At 39.4% G+C, this 19,135-nt stretch carries 15 protein-coding genes; 12 read left to right on the top strand and 3 right to left on the bottom strand.

What is annotated here, in order from left to right; translation table 11 throughout:
- Positions 1–6: 6 nt before the first annotated feature.
- Positions 7–1,686 carry a biosynthetic-type acetolactate synthase large subunit gene (gene ilvB, locus DI060_RS10020; RefSeq protein WP_108976377.1) on the bottom strand — a complete coding sequence of 560 codons (1,680 nt, stop codon included), beginning with the start codon at positions 1,684–1,686 and terminating at the stop codon, positions 7–9.
- Between the two features lie 510 nt (positions 1,687–2,196).
- Here ilvB and DI060_RS10015 point away from each other — a divergent pair.
- Both DI060_RS10015 and DI060_RS10010 read left to right on the top strand, forming a co-directional pair.
- Positions 2,197–2,727 carry a Crp/Fnr family transcriptional regulator gene (locus DI060_RS10015; RefSeq protein ID WP_108976376.1) on the top strand — a complete coding sequence of 177 codons (531 nt, stop codon included), beginning with the start codon at positions 2,197–2,199 and terminating at the stop codon, positions 2,725–2,727.
- Between the two features lie 76 nt (positions 2,728–2,803).
- Entirely contained in the window at positions 2,804–3,175 is a 372-nt protein-coding gene (locus DI060_RS10010; RefSeq protein ID WP_108976375.1) for a DUF6713 family protein, read from the top strand.
- 348 nt (positions 3,176–3,523) lie between these two features.
- Here the strand turns inward: DI060_RS10010 and DI060_RS10000 are convergent, their stop codons facing one another.
- The gene (locus tag DI060_RS10000; RefSeq protein WP_108976373.1) at positions 3,524–4,174 is read right to left on the bottom strand and encodes an HAD family hydrolase; all 651 of its coding nucleotides are present in this window, start codon (positions 4,172–4,174) and stop codon (positions 3,524–3,526) included.
- Positions 4,175–4,236: 62 nt separating this feature from the next.
- Between DI060_RS10000 and DI060_RS18960 the strand changes: the two genes are divergently transcribed.
- From DI060_RS18960 to DI060_RS09955, 10 genes are all read left to right on the top strand, one after another.
- On the top strand, positions 4,237–4,407 hold the full coding sequence (locus DI060_RS18960; protein ID WP_167836974.1) for a hypothetical protein: 171 nt from the start codon (positions 4,237–4,239) through the stop codon (positions 4,405–4,407).
- A 10-nt stretch (positions 4,408–4,417) separates the two neighbouring features.
- Positions 4,418–4,933 (top strand): hypothetical protein, encoded by a 516-nt coding sequence (locus DI060_RS09995; RefSeq protein WP_108976372.1) that lies wholly within the window; start codon positions 4,418–4,420, stop codon positions 4,931–4,933.
- Between the two features lie 632 nt (positions 4,934–5,565).
- Entirely contained in the window at positions 5,566–7,047 is a 1,482-nt protein-coding gene (locus DI060_RS09990) for a TolC family protein (protein WP_167836973.1), read from the top strand.
- A complete protein-coding gene (locus DI060_RS09985; protein WP_167836972.1) occupies positions 7,028–8,785 on the top strand; it encodes an Ig-like domain-containing domain in 1,758 nt (585 codons plus the stop codon). Before DI060_RS09990 ends, DI060_RS09985 begins: the two co-directional genes overlap by 20 nt.
- The gene (locus tag DI060_RS09980; protein WP_108976369.1) at positions 8,782–9,396 is read left to right on the top strand and encodes a hypothetical protein; all 615 of its coding nucleotides are present in this window, start codon (positions 8,782–8,784) and stop codon (positions 9,394–9,396) included. The genes DI060_RS09985 and DI060_RS09980 overlap by 4 nt, the downstream gene beginning before the upstream one ends.
- Positions 9,393–9,998 carry a tetratricopeptide repeat protein gene (locus tag DI060_RS09975; protein ID WP_108976368.1) on the top strand — a complete coding sequence of 202 codons (606 nt, stop codon included), beginning with the start codon at positions 9,393–9,395 and terminating at the stop codon, positions 9,996–9,998. The genes DI060_RS09980 and DI060_RS09975 overlap by 4 nt, the downstream gene beginning before the upstream one ends.
- The gene (locus DI060_RS09970) at positions 9,995–10,675 is read left to right on the top strand and encodes a hypothetical protein (RefSeq protein WP_108976367.1); all 681 of its coding nucleotides are present in this window, start codon (positions 9,995–9,997) and stop codon (positions 10,673–10,675) included. The genes DI060_RS09975 and DI060_RS09970 overlap by 4 nt, the downstream gene beginning before the upstream one ends.
- Positions 10,676–10,677: 2 nt before the next feature.
- Complete coding sequence (locus tag DI060_RS09965; protein WP_108976366.1) at positions 10,678–12,177, top strand: efflux RND transporter periplasmic adaptor subunit; 1,500 nt, start codon at positions 10,678–10,680, stop codon at positions 12,175–12,177.
- Positions 12,174–15,233 (top strand): efflux RND transporter permease subunit, encoded by a 3,060-nt coding sequence (locus DI060_RS09960; RefSeq protein WP_108976365.1) that lies wholly within the window; start codon positions 12,174–12,176, stop codon positions 15,231–15,233. The genes DI060_RS09965 and DI060_RS09960 overlap by 4 nt, the downstream gene beginning before the upstream one ends.
- Complete coding sequence (locus DI060_RS09955) at positions 15,234–18,089, top strand: efflux RND transporter permease subunit (RefSeq protein ID WP_108976364.1); 2,856 nt, start codon at positions 15,234–15,236, stop codon at positions 18,087–18,089.
- Here DI060_RS09955 and DI060_RS09950 read toward each other — a convergent pair.
- Positions 17,974–19,065, bottom strand: a complete 1,092-nt coding sequence (locus DI060_RS09950; RefSeq protein WP_108976363.1) for a sterol desaturase family protein — start codon at positions 19,063–19,065, stop codon at positions 17,974–17,976. The genes DI060_RS09955 and DI060_RS09950 overlap by 116 nt on opposite strands.
- Positions 19,066–19,135: the final 70 nt, after the last annotated feature.

The following is a 19,135-nucleotide window of genomic DNA, read 5'->3' as shown; positions in this document are numbered from 1 at the left end:
CCAGTTCTATGATTTTCTGGGGACGGAAAGGATGTACTCTTGGTTGGATTTGCCAGCGGGGACAAAGGGAAATACTCCTTCCTCGGTAGGAATTTCGATTTCCCAGAGTGAAGGTCCTTTTCGTGCAAACCAATCAGATAAAAATGGATACTCCTCTCCCAATTGGCAATGTACGTATTCCAGACCAAAACTAGTGGCCAGCTGACAAAAATTAGGTTGGAAATTGAATTCTGAACCAGAGCGGATGTTCTCATAGAATAACTCTTGCTGCTGACGAACTAAGCCCAAATGTCGATTGTTCATTAAGATCAACTTCACATTTAAATTCCATTCTTTTAAGCAGGCGAGCTCTTGTAAGTTCATCATAATAGAACCATCCCCCGTAAAACAAAGGACAGTTGCACTAGGATTTTTGAGGGCAACGCCGATCGAAGAGGGTAGTCCGAAACCCATTGTCCCCTGTCCCCCAGAGGTAATCCAGGAATTGGGTGTGGCAAAAGGGAAGTGTTGGGCTACCCACATTTGGTGCTGGCCTACATCTGTAAGGACAAAGTGTTCTCCATTAAGACAATCGTAGATCTGTTGGAATAAAGAGGGGAGAGGCGCATCCTGGATAGAATGAGCTTTCTCTTCTAAGAGATGGTCTATCCAGGAAATATCCTTGGGATTGATGGAGTTTTGGAGTAAACACTCCAAAAAAATGCTTAGATCTCCTTTCCAAGAAACATCGACTTTTTTATTCTTTCCAATCTCTCTTGCGTCGATATCAATATGGATTACCTTCGCCTTCGGACAAAATGTATCTATATTTCCCGTGGCCCGGTCATCAAATCGTACACCAAGGGCAATGAGAAGGTCACAGTGAGTTAGCGCATCATTTGCAAAGGTACTTCCGTGCATGCCCATCATTCCCAAATACAAAGGATCTTTTTTTCCAAATATTCCAAGCCCCATCAAAGTGGACACAGAAGGGATTTGAAATTTTTGGGAAAGATCTCTTATGAGTGGAAAAGTGTTCACTCCTCTGGCACCGCCACCGAAATAGAGAAGGGGTCGTTCACAATTGTTCAAAAGGGATATCGTTTTTTGGATCGCTACCTCTATGCTATTGTTAGGCGAGTCTGTAAGAAAATAATGGGAATGTCTCTTTTTCTCGTTTATGGGTCCAAAATCCAAGGCAGACATTTGAATGTCTTTTGGTATGTCAATCCATACGGGTCCTTGTTTTCCGTCCATCGTTGCTTGGAAGGCATCTTCTAATATCTTTGGAAACGAATGCGCATCCAAAACCAAATGCGCTTGTTTGGTGATGGACTTTACTATCTCTATCGTGTGTAATTCCTGGAAAGCATCGGTTCCTAAGAGTTGGGTTGGGACCTGGCCAGAGACGACTAACAACGGTACGGAATCTCTCTGTGCATCCGCAACGGCAGTGATGGCATTGGCAACGCCAGGGCCCGAAGAAACAAAAAAGACCCCTGTCTTTTGGGAAGACCTTGCGATACCTTGCGCTATAAAACCTGCCCCTTGTTCATGACGTGCGAGGACATGCTGGATTCTAGAATTAGCTAGGGAATGGTAGATAGGAAGGATGGTCCCACCGGGAACTCCTGGAATGTATTGGATGCCTTTGGCCTCCAAAAACTGGATTAAGTAATCGGCAACTGTGGTTTGTTTGTTGGGCATGTTGTCTCCTCTGTATTCCCCGCAGATTGCTTTCTGCCTTGCGGGGAGTCTTTTAGGGACGGTGCACTTATGACAGAAAGCTAAGACTATAAGGGGAGACGACGAGGACGACTGTGAGTAGAGATACCAATGGCATAGTGCTTTCTTTGAAAAGAAATAAACTGTCTAGGCATGGTTTCATCTTCACTAAGCTTCTGAAATCAAAGTACAGTCTGTCAAACGTTTTTTGATAGAAGTACTGTTAAGAAAGACCCACTTAGGTTGGCTCAGGCATTGGATTTGCCGTTTGGTACGTTGAACTAATGGTTTAGGGACCAGAAACGTAGATCGGAACATGGGACGCTGTTCAAGAGATCGCATTATTTGTGCCAGCACTCGCTGTCTCAAGAACTAGGACAGTATCTGGGTAGCAGTTGTCGTATAATCAGCATTATAAGTAGAAAGCAAATACTCCATTTTTCCGATACCAATAGCTTGGCGGAGATGGTCTAAAGCGAAGGAGGCTATGGCATGAACCGAGAACGATTAGAACGCCTTCTCCCTGGGTATGGAGAGCCAAGGACTCTCCGACCAAAAACAAAACTCATTTTCCCCGGCCACACAGAAAAACAGTTTTTTTTCATCCTGAGTGGACACCTCCAACAATACTATTCCATCAAAACAAAGAAACATGTGTTTCGGTTCATTGGACCAAATGATTTTTGTGAATCCATTACACTTCTACGGGGTGAGCCCAATACCATTGAAACCATCGAAACAGTAACGGAAGTACATCTATTGCAATATGACTATACTAGGGTAAAGGAACAAATGGAAACCAATCTGGAGCTTTCCAATGTATTTCGAAAGCTCTTTGAAGACTTTTTGTTTTACCAAGAAAGGAGAATCCAAAAATTTCTCTCCCTTTCGCCAAAGGAAAGATACTTAGATTTTGTGAGAGAAGAACATTACGCCTTCGGGACATTCCCAGACAGTGCCATTGCTTCTTATTTGGGGATGACCAAAGAAACTTTGAGCCGATTCCGAAATCGAAAAAGTTGATTTGGATCAACACCCAGAAAGATAATTCTCATTGTTGTTTCCCTTGGCTCGGTTCGCATAGATCTGAGGTAATCGTATGGAAACAATCTATTTCGCAACCGCGATCTCTTTTCTCTTTATCCATGAATTGGATGCAATCCAAGCCAAGGAATGGAAGCTATTCATTGTTTTACGAGACTTACAAGAAAGACAGGCCTATTCCATTTGGTTGGCATTGCACTTTCCTTTGTTTTTGCTTCCCTTTCTTGTTGTTACCGAATCCTTTGGCCGAGACACCACAATCTTTGTGCGCATAGGCATTGACCTCTTTCTTGCTTTCCATTTGTTTTTGCATATCTACTTTCGAAAGCATAGAGACTACCACTTCCATTCGATCCAATCCAATTTGTATATAGTCTTTACCGCTCTGTTTGCGTCCCTGGATCTGTTGGTCTTGTCGAAATCCTAGATTAGATGAATAACGAAAGAGTCAAATGTTACGATATGTACTCTTTTTTTTGTAAGCTTGGCACCTCGGATGCTGAAGTGGATCGCAAATTTTTCTAACAACCGACCGCGCTCTCCCTCGGCGAGGGCGCTCGGTCGATCGCTGGTGCGGGTCCAGGTCTGGGCGAGATTAAAAATTTCAATGGCATTGTAGGGAAATATGATTTTTATCTTTAAGATTTCCAAATACACTACTAGAATAGTTTTAATACATTTTGATACTAAACCATCATCCTATAATCCAATGTTACGCAGACCAGGGGAGGGTTTGACCAGAAGCGGTTAGCCATAGTTATGTGCCAAAGCAAATCTATACATGAATCAGTTCAAAAATTCGTTTATCTCTAAAATTATTGATAATTAAATCGGCTTGAGATAGATCTTGATTTCCAGAATTAGGATTATAATAGCCTACACAAAACATATTGGCAGCCTTTGCGGCTTTAATTCCATTGGTGCTATCTTCCATTACGATACAATTGCTAGTACTGCAATTGAAGAATTCAGAAACTTTTAGGAATATATCGGGATTTGGCTTTCCGAATGCAACTTCCTCTCCACTGATAATAAAGTCAAAGTATCCAGTAACATCGAGTTTGCTGAGGATTAGATTTATATTTTTTCGTAAAGAAGATGATGCTAGAGCAATTTTGCAATTTTTCACTTTAAGGAAATTTAAAAAATCTACTAAATAATCAGTGGGTTTTAAATCCAGCCTTGAAAGTGTCTTAAACTTTAACTCTTTCTCTAATTCAATATAATGCTGAACATCTTCCTTTAACTTGAATTCAGATTTAAGAAAATTCCAGAAAATACTGGCGGAGATACCGATATAGTTTTGATGAATTTGAATAGGCAAATGAAATCCAAGTTCATGGAACCATTTTTGGTTCATATCGAGGTAAATTTTTTCGCTGTCTAAAATTACTCCGTCCATATCGAAAATAAAAATATTCCTCATAGATAACAATTTCTATCGCCTTGATTTCTATGAAAGATTTTTTCGATGACGTATGATCGTATATGATGCGCAATGCGAAAAAGTCTGCCATGGGGCACAAACGAAACTCGGAGGACAATGGGAACGTTCGAGAACTTGGTGGGCAACAAAAAATGGACAAAAAGAACGGTCACTGTAATTCTATCGAGGGACAAAAAAATATTGTGACTATGTACCCAGATATCACTCAGTGAAATAATCGAAATGGATTATAAAAGTGTAGATTACTCCAAAATCGTAAGTCCAATAGTGCTTGAATTTACCTTAGGTGGTTTACAAGCGCTCATGGACACTTTTGATGACCTCTATCCAAATTTTAATGTCAATGATGAGGTTGCTGTTCGTAAGCTATTTCAAGCAGAATTGGCTTCAGCAGACTATGCGATCAATAATCAGACGAATGTTTATATATCTAATTCATTTCGCTATTTTTTGACCAAAGATAACCTAGATTTTAGCGATGTGTTTGACCACTGCTCCTACCTTCCTTTCCAAAAACCTGAGAATCCAAGAAAGTTTTTTATTTGTATGTTCGAAGAAATGTTCCCAGGAACCTCATGGAAGATGGAAAATACGGGAAATTATTTGGTAACGACAAATCATTTGATCCATCATATAGCTCGCAATACCGATCCGTTAAGCTATATTAATAGTTCGGATTTTCATGAAATCATGAAAATGTTTAATTTTGAAAGCAAATTTAAGTTTAAAGAATCGTAATCAATTAAATGTAAGTAAGGAATATTGATAGTCTTCGTAAAGAATTAATTTAGATGTTCTAATGGTGTTGAACAGGTTAAAGTGCAGAATCATTTGCGAAAGCGAATAAGTTATTAGTATCAACACACCAATTCCAGTCCAACGCATCTTTTAGAATCAGAACTTACGACCTAATTTTAAACGTAGCAAAATCAATTCCAATTCGCAGCGGGTATGAAAAGGCCTTGTTCGAAATCCTTTGCGCGTATTTTTTTGTTTTCGATTCATTTCGTTCGTGTTACGGAATGAAATGAAATCAACATCATGCTAAGGACAAGGATTTTGTAGATATGACCAATACATGGAAAAACGAAGATCTTTTTTAGAATTTCTTTCAAGTTCTGGCAAGGAGATCCAAGGATAAAATGATCGAATCTGGAGTATTGGAATGCTCTTGAGTTTATACCAAAAAAAACAAGTGAACAAGCTCAGCAAAAATGTTTATTACATTCGCAAACGAATTGATCCGAGATATTGTTTTATCGCGATTGAGTGTCTTGCTGTTGAGAACGAAATCTTTTTCCACTAAATTATTTGTAAAGAAAGTACCAAACCAAACATCTTAAACCTTTCTGTCCGTTATGTGGAACGCTATGGTTCTTTTCTTATGGCTTCTTTCTCCTTCTGTCCTCTTTGCTGATTCCCAAGATGCTTTAGAGATAGGTCTACTCGAGGCAGAAGGCATTGCCTTAAGCAATAGTGTCATCCTCGCTAGTTTAAAAGACCGTCGGGAAGTCTTCCGCATGATCGCTTCCGAAAAATGGAGAAATTACCTTCCCAGAGTTAGTCTTTCCTACTTTGGTCTGAAAAATGCAAACCTTAACCAAAGTGATAGCCAATACAATGATATCAGATTCCAACTCAACCAACTTTTGTATGATGGCGGAGAAACAGCCTTGGAAATTGAATCGGCCACCTTGCAAGAGTTATTGAACCAAGAAGATTGGAAGCTCAGTAGAGATCGTCTCTTATTAGAAATGAGAAAAACCTATGCTAAGTTTTTGGCATCCGATACCAAACTCTTTGTAACAAAACGAACCAAAGAGCGTATGGAACGGCTATGGTTTGAAATGAAGAAAGAACGTGAACACGGTTTTTTGAATGAATTGCAAATCATCGAGACCAAAACCAAATTACGTGACCTAGAACTCAACTGTCTCAAGGCAGATTCCGCAAAGAAACAATGGGAGATAGAGCTCAAAAAACTTATGCAGTTCCCACCTGATACAAAGATCCGTTGGAAAGAAAGTTTACACAAAGATTTTTTTTTCTCTCCCATCAAATCTATGGATAATGTTCAGCTTACAGAAAAGGCAGAATACAAAAAAGCGAGACTTGCTGTGGAAACCACAAGGATCAAGAAAGAGATCGCTGAGAATGATTGGAAACCCAAACTATATTTAGGTGGCTACTATGGAGAAAATACGAACGGACCATTGCCTGTAAAAAACGAAGTGTACGGTTTTCAATTTACCTTGCAAACAAAATTTGGTTCTACGACCAACCAAAGCTCTTCCCATTATGGTGTCCAAACAGATGGTACAGGGATACAACGCATCCCAGGCTTTGGACCTCAATTTGTCGGAAGAGGGGACAACGCATTCAATAGTTCCACATTCCAACTCTTTGACGATCTTTCGTTTAGTAGAAAGATTTATGAAGGCAAGATTGCGCATTCGGACGCCATACGCAACCACAGAATGACAGAGGCAAATCTATTAGCAGAATTGGAAAAAGCAAAACAAAAATCAAAGGAAAGCTGGGAAATGATCTCTATGGCCAACACTCGCTTTGAATGGACATTAGAGCTTTGGAAATCTTACCGCAAAAAAGTAGAACTGGGTTTTTTGAAAGAGAGTGAACTCTTGGGTGCCGAGCTTGAAGTACTTAAGGCATTGGAAGAATTAACCTCTGCACTTTCCACCTATATGGAGTCAGGTGCAGAATATGCCTTTGCCTTAGGACTGCCTCTCGAGGAAATTCAAGCTTTTCAGATAAAAAAAGGAGAAGGCAATTCCTATCTAAAACACTGGTTAGATTCTGATGAGGTTGCCTATGCTCCGAGTCCAAAGTAAAACTATTTTGTCATTCTGTTTCCTTGCCACCTTTCAATGTGGAAAAGCCTTACCAAAAGCTGACCAAGTCTTTCCTTTGCTGGCAAACAATGCCTCTCCAAAGATTATCTCTGCACTGCCAAAGATGGGTGATGCCAATCTACCGAAGACCCAAAAGATTAGCATACTCTTTGACCGACCAATGAATATCAATTCTTGTGTGCAAAGTTTTTCGGTTTCGCCAGCTGTGCCAGGATACTTTACACTCACCGATGTTTCTCTCACTTTTACGCCAAGTTCTCTATGGAACTTCGGCACCTATACCTATACACTTACAAAAAATTGTGAGGCAAAGGATGGGAGCGACCTAAAAGAGCTCTATAGTGCAAGCTTCAGTGTGGGAACACCGCAAACAGCCGGTGATCTTCCCAGACTTCAATCAGTGACGCTCTATGCTGGATCGAGTACAGTTTGTTCGAATGCCTCCGCTCAAGAAATGGAACTCATCAACCAAAAGCTTGATAATGTTTGTATGGGTGCTCCGCTTAACAATCCCATTACATTTCGTTTTTCTCGGGCAATGGACAGAGAAAAGACAGAAATTGCTCTTGTCTTTGCACCTAATTTTCCACATCGAAGGGATTGGCTTGATGACCAGACTCTAAAAGTCATTCCGGATCGAGCCTTTGCCAACCAAACTAGATACAATCTAACATTGGCTGCTACTGCAGAAGACCGTCAAGGCACTCGTTTGGCGGAGGCAGTGACTCTAAGTTTCTACGTTGGATCAGGGAATATGGTACCCGAATTGTCCAACATTTTGATTCCATCGGGAACACCTATCGAATGTATGACGGGATTAGCCGTGAACCAAGACCTCATGCAAACCAAGCTCAACACTGTTTGTACGGGAAATCCAAACCAAACGAGGATCAGTCTCACATTTTCGCGTGCCATGGACCCAAATTCCACAAGAGCTAATATTGCAATCAGTCCAAATTTCAGTAAGCGGGAAGAATGGTCCCCCGATTTTCGCACGATCAATATCCTTCCTGACCAAAAGTTAGTCTATGGTACTCGTTACATTTTGTCCGTTGGACAAAATGCACTAAGCGCTGACTCCGTTCCTATGAGTCATGGATTGTCCTTTGATTTTCAGGTAGGGGGCCCTTCCCAAGAGGCACCCAAAGTCCAAGCGGTGGGCCTAGCCTCTCAAAGTTGTTCCCTAAGCTACCCAGGAATCGGCTCTCTTATTGGCGCCGATTGGAATGCTAGTACCTGCTTTTGGGATGACAGCCTCCCCATATTGATACCTTCCTCATACCGATTCCGAGCCGGAGACCAAGGCACTGGTCTTTCAAATTCACCTCTATCTTGCACAGATGCAAATACAGACAACTTCCGACTGATCTTCTCTCAGTACATGGATGTAAATAGCACAGTGAATGCCATTCGATTGAACCGTAAGTCACCACCTAGCACCTTAGTTCAGTTATCCACTTGGAATTGGTCTGACTGCCAAACAGTTTACCCATTTGGTTGTAGGGTGATCGATTTGGTATATGCGGAATCGGAAGCATCTTGCAATGGTCCACTTGCATTCGGAAATGCGTCCACGGGAGGAGATTTCAATCTTTTGCGCTCGGATAACATGCCCATTGGTTTTCCCGTCTATTCTCTATCAGTTGATACCTCAGCACGCGATGTACTCGGAAAAAGTCTACAACAAACTTTTATCTTTCATATGGAGGCCAAGTGAAATTTTTATCCTATATCTTTCTAGTATTTCTGAGTTTCTCTTCCTGCAAACGGAATAGTTTTCAAATCAAAGAAGAAAGAATCCAAAGGTCAGGTCCACATCTATATCTTTATGAAGTTGAATGGAAGGCTCTCCTTCCGAGCAGTTTGGAAAAAAAAGAGATTGAGGGCTTATTACGATTAGAACTGGCAAAGTATGGGTACCATTTGTATCCCAATATCCATACCTCTCAAATGATGCCAGAGGTTTTGTCAGACATAAATCCCATTGATTTACCAAATAGGATAAAAGCAGTTGCAGGGGAGTTCCAAGCTCAGCCTACGCAACAAAATGGAAGAGCAAATTCGAACAGTCTCTTGTCGTTTCCTTATGAGAAAGGATTCTACTCCATTCGCACCCTTGTCTATGCGGAACATTCTGATTCCTATCCCAAATTGCATTGGCAGTATACCATTTATTTTACGCTATATGATCAATCGGGAGAGGAACTTAGCCTCCTGCAGACTAGTTGGGAGCGCACAGAATCATTCTTTTTGCAATCAGCAGAATTTCCCATTGCCCAAGTCTGTAAACGAATCCATGGAATTTTCCAAGGAGAAAACCAGAAATGAGAGTTAATTTACTCTTATACCTGGGATTCCTTCTCATCTCATGTTCGGCCACTGACAAGGAAGACATGGAAATCTTCAAGAAGGCAAAGAGAGAGTATTCCTTAGGAAATTTGAAAGTAGCGGAAGCCTTATTTCTTTCAATAGAGAACAAAGGTATAGCGGATGTTAATATATATTTGGCAAAACTTGCCTTTTACCAAGGGAAGTTTCAGCTTGCAAAAGAGAAGTTAGAGCCTTTAGTAAACGGTCCAATCTTTAACTTTCAGGCAAAACTCTTAGAAATAAAAATCGATTTTGTTTTGGAAAGCAATAGAGAAAAGGTTCGTGAGAAAATCCAAAGCCTTTTTGCTCAGTCGAATGGACAAACAGAGCTGCACTTACTTGCAGCAAAAATGGAAAAAGAATTAGGAAACATACCAGGAGCAATCTTTCATTACGAAGAAGTGATACGAAGTGTTGATCATGTAGTATTAGCTCACAAAGGATTGGCTTCTTTATTCCAAACATTAGGACTCAAAGATAAAGAACATTTTCATGAAGAGAGGATTCAATGGTTGGAATCCACATACAAATCGAAACAAAAGGAGAAACGTTACAAATGAATGTCTTACTCATTCCGTATATGCAATCAAAAGAAATTCTTTCCCTTCTTTGGGTAGGCAGACTCTCAGCCATTTTTGTTCCTGAAATGACTCCCAATCAAATATTCAGAAAAGGATTAAAGGCCTTTCTTTCCCTTTTTTGCGTCTATGTATTTTTCTATGTCAGCATCTTTCTTTTGGCTTATTCTTATTTTACAAAATTAAATGAAGCCATGGCTAAGGAGTTCTTGTCCAAAGGATTTTCTAAGTTTAGTTTGTTTTTGAACCAATATCCCTGGAACGTTCTCTATATCCTTAGTTCTCTGCTTATCTTTTTCCTTTGCATCTCTCATCTGACTTATTTTTTGAATAAAATTTTGGAGGAAAAGACACAATCCTATTTTGCTCACCTAGGTATCTGTTTGTATGCTACAACATATATTCTCCTTTCCATTCTCTTTGTTTTTTTGATCAATACAATCTTTCCATATAGACCTGAACTCTCAGTATATTTAAGTTCCTGTATTATTGCTTCCTGGATGCTTCTGTACATTTTTGCTTTATATTTTAGTACTAAAGTATATTCAAATATATACTTTTCTATTTTTAATTCATTTAAGAGGAGAAGCGCACTGGTTTGGGCATTTTCCTTTATATATATTAGCTATCAAATCGTATCGATTTTGGTTGGAATCTAAAGATGTTAAAGTCCTTTTCTTCTTTGTTATTGAATATTCCATTTGTATCAAAGCTCATTTTGAGTAGCTTGGTTTATTTAGGACTTAGTATTCTATATTCCAATGTAACATGGCCAGAAATCCGCACTAAATTGCCTTTATTAAATCGAGCATTCTATTCTAAACATCTATCTGTGATATCGCTATATGAAGAATTCAATAGCAAGGATCAGGAAAATATCGGTGATTTATCCTCTTCTATTTTTGTAAGTATCTTGTCAGTCCAAGAAGAGGCTATGCGGCCAAGTTTAACATTTTCTTCGTTATTGGAAGCAAAAGAAAAAGTGGAACTTTATTCAAAGGTAAGTGGGCGTATCGAAGCATTTTACGTAAAAGAAGGAGATCATGTTTCCAATAATCAAAAATTGGTTCAATTGGAGCATGGCACTTTTAGTTTAGAATTAAAAAAACAAAATGCAATTTTTGAAGCTTCAGAAGCATCTTACCAACTAGCAAAAGATAAGTTAGAGATGGCTAAGAAAAATCTGCAGGTAAGATATGCAGAGTATGAAAAAAGAAAAAATCACCTCAGAAAATCTCAATTAGAATTCGAACGATTTGCAAACATAGTCCAAAAAAAGGAAGAACTTAGGACTGTAGGAGCAATTTCAGAAGAAGAATTAAATAATCTGAAACTGGAACTAGAAGCCAAGGAGATTGCTGTCAAAAATGCAAATCGTGATGTAGAGATGATTTCGATCGGTTTGCGTGATGAGGATATCCTCGCCAATCAAGAATCGATTCCTCAAGATCTCCATCAGTATTGGGCAATCTTACAAAAGATCAATACAAAACTTGAACAGGCTGAACTCTTGGTTGCGGCAAAGAATGTCCAATTGAGTGCGGTGAATCGAGATAGTACTCAGGTTCTCATCCAAGAGTCATTGGTCAAAAGTCCAATCCAAGGCATCGTAGCCAAAATCAATAAAAATGTTGGTGAGTTAATCAATGGAGGGAGTGGGGGACCTGCGATTCTGACTCTCATCTCAGAAAAAGGAATTTATGCTCTCTTTACTGTAAACGAGGTGGATGTAGGAAAGATAAAAATTGGCCAAATGGTGAATGTTTCGATTGATTCCCTACCTGGTAAGGAAGTGCAAGCAGTCGTTAAACGCATTAGTCCCTTAGTGGACCAAAAAACCCATACAGCGGAAGTGAGAGCGGAATTTATACAAAAAGAAACCTTTTTACGTCCTGGAATGTTCGTGCGATCGGAAGTTTTCATTGGACCTTCACAAAATGTGATCCTCGTTCCTATACAATCTTTATTGCAGACAAATGGTACGGAGGCAGAGGTATTTCTCATTAAAGATGGAAGATCTTTCAAACAAAAGATCAGAATTGGTGAAAAGAAGGAAGACCGCATCATTGTGGAAAGCGGATTAGAGGTAGGAGATTCTATTGCAGTCACTGGAGTTCATCGCTTATACGATGGCGCCCTAGTTCAAATTGAACCGAGATGATCGCCTCTTTTTATCTCAGACTTCTCCATCATAAAAGAGCAGTCCTAATTGTTTTTCTCTTTCTTTCCACCCTCGGATTGATTTCACTTCCGCACATCCCAGTAAACCTCTTACCAAATGTCGAATTCCCAAAAATGACAGTGCTCACTCGTTTTGAAAATGCCTCTCCTAAAGAAATGGAAACTCTCGTAAGCAAACCCATCCTACAAGCCTTAGGTTCCCTCCCAGGAGTCTCGCTATTGGAGGCAGAATCTAGGGAAGGCCTTTCGATCGTCCAATTGACTTGGAAGAGGGATGTGGACTTAACATATGCTTTGTTGGATACAAGGGAAAAATTGGATATGATTCGGGACCTCTTACCAACGGATGCAGAAAAACCTTTGATCACTCGATTTGATCCGAACAGTTTGCCTTTTTTAGAAATCGTATTTTTCAGCAAATCTTTGTTAGATCCTAAAAGCTTAAGACAATTTGTAGAAGAACAAATAAAACTCTATTTCGAAAGAGTAGAAGGAGTTGCATGGGTGCAAATTTCGGGAGGGTATGAGAAAGAAATCAAGATTGAGCTAGATCCACATAAAAGTGACGCATACAAAATCAATCCAAAAGAGTTAATTCAAATCATTTCTGCCCACAATCAAAATATCCCAGCAGGTAGCTTACCGTTTGGAAAAAAAGAACTTCCAATTCGCACGATGGGACAATTTCAAAGTATACATGATTTAGGAAATTTGCTTATAGGCGCAAAAGGAGCAAGCAATGGAATACGACTTTCCGAGGTCGCCGAAATTTCGGAGTCGTATAAGGAGAGAACTTCCTCTACTCAATGGAACGGAGAAGAAGCAGTTTTAGTCTCTTTATATAGGGAACCAGGAAAGAATTCCATTGAGATATCTGAAAATATCCAAAAAGTCTTGAAACAAATACAAGAAAACTTCGGAACACAAATACAATCTGATTTGGTATATGATGAATCAATTTATATTCAGGATTCCATTAAAGGTCTTTACTTAAATTTAGTTATCGGCTGCCTCCTCGCTTTTTTTGCACTCCTCCTCATCTTAAAGAATTTTCAGAGCCCAAGTATACTTCTATTGACGATACCGTTTACCTTACTTCCCAGTTTTTGTTTATTCCACACTTTCCAAATTGGATTCAATATGATGAGTTTGGGAGGACTTACTTTAGCCATCGGGATGTTATTTGATGCAAGCAATGTGGTCTTGTCAGGCATCGAACGAAATTTCAAAATAGAGGCAAATTTGGAAATTGCCATTGCGAACGGAATGTCAGAGGTCTATAAGTCTGTAAGTTCTGCTACTCTAACAAGTATTATTGTTTTTTTACCTTTGGTATTTATCAAAGGTACGATTGGTTTGGTCTTTCGAGAGATGGCTTACGCCATTGTCATTAGTTTGTCTGTCAGCCTCCTTGTGTCTTTGTTTCTTATCCCCATACTCACACTTAGCCTCTTTTCTGATCGAAGGGAGGAGAAATCTCATTTCCTTCTCTGGAATCTATACCAAAGAGAAGTTTGGATCGATCGGTATCTCAAGGCAATTGTATATGTGAAAAATCGTTTTACCGTTTTTACCATTGCAGTATTTTTCTTTTTCATTCTATCTCTATTCTTTTTCCCTTGGTTAGATAAAGAATATCTGCCGGAGTTAAAATCCAAAGAAATCAGCATCCAAATCAATCTTCCCAAGGGGACATCGTATGCGGAGCTGATGGCGGAGGCGTCTCTATGGCAAGATGAATTTTTACATTGGAAAGATGTGAAATCAATCCTATCTTTAGTGGGTCAAACAAACTCTCTATCTACTCTAGCAACCTCTTACGAGAAAGAAAATTCGATAGAATTGAAACTTAGTTTTTATGATCAAATAACGGATGCTATGAAAAAAAAGATCCATTCCATTGCAGATAGACTGAAAAAAACAAATGGAATCCAAATCAAACCTTCAGAAAACCAATTGTCTCGAATGGTTCGCAAAGAAACGCAAATCAATCATTGGATTTATGTGAGCCCTGAGGGAACTAGCGAAAATCGTTGGTTGACTAGACTCAAAGAAGAACTCTTGCGATTGGATCCACAAATTCTTGTAAAACGATACGGGGAGTCAAAATCAGAAGAGATTCATTTGCGTTACGATCCTTTGAAACTAGTGCAACTGGGCTTTTCGCAAGAGACTGTTTCATCGCAAATTCAGATGGCCCTCAAAGGTTATCCCGTAACAAATCTGGAAAGCTCCTCTAGGCAGACTCCTATTCGCCTTGGATTTAAAAAAGAGAGTCTTTCTGATTTGCAGCACCTTCTCATGTTGAGAATTCCCAATTCATTCGGAGAATATATTGCCCTTTCCCAAATACTCACTATGAAACAAGTAAAAGCTGAGGAGAGTCTCTTTCGCAGAGGAAATCAAAGCATCCAAATCCTTCAAATTCATACACCAAATACCGCAAAAACAAACCAAGAGAGTTTGGAACATACATTCCAATCAATAGCAGACCAAATGGCTATACAAACTTTCATGAAAGAAATCCAATCGGACCGAAAGGAATCTTTTCTTGAGATTCTCATTTCTTTCGGTTTTGCATTTGTTTTTGTTTACATGATGTTGGCAGGGAACTTCGAATCCTACCGCATACCTATTGTTATGCTCCTTTCTTTCCCGCTAATCTTTATAGGTGTATTCCCTGCCTTGTTCTTCTCAGGCAAAACACTGAATATTAGCTCTTTCATGGGAATCATTTTGCTCTTAGGAGTCGTCGTAGACAATGCATCACTCTACTATGAATATTTCCATTTATTCCAGTTGCAGGGAATGGAGTCTTTTCAAGCGATGTTGGAGGCCTGTTCTTCTGTATTTCAACCTATCCTTATGAATAATGCCAGCACAATTTTAGGGATGTTTCCTATCCTATTTTCATTGGGTACGGGTGGAGAATTCCAAGCACCACTTGGAATCGTCGTTGTTTCTGGACTTCTAACATCTGTCATTCTATCTTTATTTCTGATTCCGTTGATCTTCTACTTCTTAGAAAAGAACTAAATGCTTTCTAATCTTAGAACCATTCTCTCAAAAAGACCTATCCTTTGTAGGATGATCTATTTTCTCTTTGTTATATTGGGATCAGCAAGCTTAGGTCGAGTCCATTTTGTCATCACTGAAAAAGAATCATACCCAGGCATTGCCATTCGTGTAGAGGCTACAGCCTATGGAATCTATCGACTGGAGAGTGAGGTGACAAAGCCCATAGAAAAAAGTCTATCGAGCGTAGGTGGCATTGAAGAGATACGATCTGTAACTGAGGATGGCCTTGTCGAAATCCATTTGCTACTCAAACAAGGTCAGGATGTCCGAAGAAAAGCCGCAGAAATTAGAGAACGACTAGATAGAGTGTCATCTCGATTTGCTAGGGAGATTCACAAGCCCCAAGTTTTCCCTTTTGATCCTCATGAGACGCCCAGTTTTGTTCTTTCCTTCCATGACAAAGATCTTGGAAAAGATGACTTGCGGGAGTACATCGAAAAACACTATAAACCTAAAATTGAATCCATTGAAGGAGTATCCTTCGTACTGGTCACAGGTGGTCACATTCAGGAAATTTTGATAGAAGTAGACCCTAAACAGATGGAAGCATATGAACTTGGGCTTAAGGATCTTTCGGATCAGATACAATCGCAGCTAAAAAGCAGAAGCCTAGGTGCGATCGGCAAACATTCTGAAAATTTACCTCTCTACCAATCATCTTTGGTTCAAAATGTCTATGATTTGAATTTTATTCCTCTCCCCTCTGGAAGAGGAACGGTGTCTGAGCTTGCAGAAATCAAAACCCATCCCAGAGAAGAAAACAGAGGGGCGAGACGGAATGGAAAGGATTTAGTTTCCCTATTTATTTTCAAAAAAGACTCTGCTGATCTAAACCTTATATTTACAAGTCTAGAATCTATCCTTCCAAAAGAGGGTATAGGTTCCTTACAATTTGAGTTCTTAGAAGATGAATCAAAAAGGATCCGATCCTATCAACGAACATTCATCGCTGGCATTCTATGTATTCTCTTCCTACTCGGTCTTCGGGAAATTCTATGGAATCATAGCCTGAATCGATTATTTTTATATTGCCTCTCTCTATATGCGTCCTATGCCATTCTCCATTTCTGTCTCTTTCTTTTCCAAATGTGCCTCTCGCATGCGATTTTGATAGGAATGTGCTTCGGTTTTCTACTTGGGCTAGCATTAGAAGATCTTATCCCAAAGAAACGACAGAGATTTTCTCTTTTCTCGACAGGCGGGCTGTTATTTTGTTTTTGTCTCACATCCTTTTTAGTATCTGATCTGTTCGGAAGAATTCAAACCAGTACTTATTTCGCAACCTCTCTATCTTTTTGTATCTTTCAGATCAACTCACAGTTGTTTAGCAAAGAAATAAAATTTAGATCTATTTTAGGGTTTGGAAATATGGTGCGAAATGTACGGTATAGAATCTATAAAAGATTCTTTCATTTTGAAAAGAAAATACGAAGAGGACTAAAAATACATCCCAAGCTTCCTTTACTATGCATCATTAGTTTGCCTTTACTTGCAGTCTATACAATCCTTACAAAACCGATCTTCCTCCCCGAGACAAATTCACAAGATCGATTGCTCGCTGTATTGGAGTTTCCCTCGGGTACCTCATTTGCTCATACGAATCAAGTAAGTGAGACAATAGAAAAGGCAATTACCGAATTTTCTTTCATCGAACAGGTTGTCTCAAAAATCGAAATGGGGCATGTGTTGTTACTCATCAGACCAAAACCAGGGCTAGTCATCAATGCAGAATGGGTAAATGTCTTTAAAGAAAGTTTAGGGGATACGGAAGATGCTAGTATTTTCTTTTTAACGGAGTCAGCATCACCATTTGCTAAAGATTTAGTTATAGATGTTTTGGGAGAAGACGAAACCATTTTACAGAAATTATGTGAAGAATTAGCAAAGAAAGCCAAGGAAAATCAATATGTGACTGAGGTAATGCTAAAGTACAAACCAAATCGCGAAGAATTATTATTACATCCAAAAGCAAATTCAATGCTAGTTTCTTCCGTGGATATGAGCTCATTGGGGCATGAGCTTAGGACCGCCTTACAAGGAGTTGTGGTAGGGAAATTTCGATCTCCAGAAAAAGAGATGGATATCAGGATTCGGTTCCAGGAAAGGTATAGGCAGAGCAAAGAGAGCCTCTCAGAAATTCGCCTGAAAACAGGCAACGGAAAGTATAGCCCCTTGGAAACACTTGTTACTTCCTCTACGCATACGATCCCACAGAAAATCTACCACAAAAATCAAATTCGAAATCTGAGTTTTGCCCTGCGGTTTTCTTCTACTTCTGGTTCTAAGGAAGAGGCAAAGGTCTTTACGCAATTGCAATCCTATCCATTGCCAGAATCCTATCGCCTAGAAGTTTCCCGGGACGAAGTGAACAAAAATTCTCGTCTCAGAGAAATTACATTTCACCTCCTCATACCATTTTTGCTCTTTGCACTCGGAAAGCAGTCCTCTCTCCTCATACCCATTCAATACTTTGTTCTGTTTTTAATGACTTCGCATTTATACCCAACTGGTTTTTCGCAGATTCAAAACGGAGGATTGGTGTTTGCACACATCTTTGTTCATAGCAGTGGAATGAGAAACTACCAAGAAACTATAGTCTATCGACAAATGCTTTTGATTTCCTCCTTTCTCCTCTTGGCACCTTCCGAACTTTCTGACTTATTTTATCTGTCCCTCTCTATCTGTTTGTCTATTTTTATCAAACGAGCGTTTTTCGGTGTGTATCGTTCCATTTCCCCAAAAGTCCAAATGCTCCAAGGAGTCCAAAATACATTACGAGCGCAAATTTGGTTTCGATTAGGGAAGATTTTTTGATGAGAAGCAGTGATAAACCAACTAACAAGAGAAATGTTGACCCGGCCAACACTAGGGAAAGGGGACTCGATTCTCTGTTTTTTTGAAATAGGATTCTAGCCGAGGGGTTCTCAGCGGATATAGGCAAATCTCTTGGTTTTCCAAAAAGAATCTTTAGAGTTTTTGCTATGGAATCAGAAAACTTTAGGGCGGAAACGATTTCTGAAAACACATGCACATTGGCGCGTATAGGATCATATTCTAAGAGGGGCTTGACGATACCGTACTTTGGCTCTTCGTTTTCTTCTTGGATGGTACCAAAGAGCCTATCCCATAAAATAAACATCCCTGCATAGTTTTTGTCTAGGTAGATTTCATTTCGTGCATGGTGGACTCTATGGTGGCTTGGGCTCACAAAGATATACTCAAACCACTTAGGAAGTTTCGGTATCCAACGTGTATGTACCCAAAACTGATAGAGTCGATTGATGGCATCCGCAAGTAACAATATGAGCCAAGGAACCGACAAAAAGGCAAATACCATGTAGAAAGACATGGCGATGGCATTTCTTAAAAAAGATTGGCGAAGGGCAACTGTTAAATTGTATTCTTCGCTGGAATGGTGAGTCACATGAGAAGCCCACAAAAGATTGATCTCATGCGAGAATCGATGGTTCCAATAAAATAAAAAATCCAATGAAAGTAAGAGAAAAATCCAGTTCAATAAGATTTGAACATTCTCAAACCATTGCCCGGAGGAAGAAAAAGTAAAAGCGGAGGAAAGGTTCGCAACGGAAAAGTGTTTAGATAGAAAGATATACCAATCAAAGAAGAGAATCAAAAGAAAAGCATCTGTTAGACGGCTAATCATACCAAGGCTCATATTGGAAATACTATCTTTCCAGGAATAGAAATCGGCCTTTCTTTTATAGGTCAAAAAAACTTCCAAGCCGATCAAAAGAATAAAAACGGGAATCAAGGCTTCTATAAAATTCATGCTGAGCTAAATTTTAACCTACATTTTAATTTTGTCTTTCCATAAATTGTATTCAGCCTATTTTGCACCA

The sequence above is a fragment of the Leptospira ryugenii genome (genome assembly GCF_003114855.1).
GTDB classification, from domain to species: Bacteria; Spirochaetota; Leptospiria; order Leptospirales; family Leptospiraceae; genus Leptospira_A; species Leptospira_A ryugenii.
The sequence above is the reverse complement of the archived record's forward strand: the minus strand, read 5'-3'. Positions and strand labels throughout refer to the sequence as shown.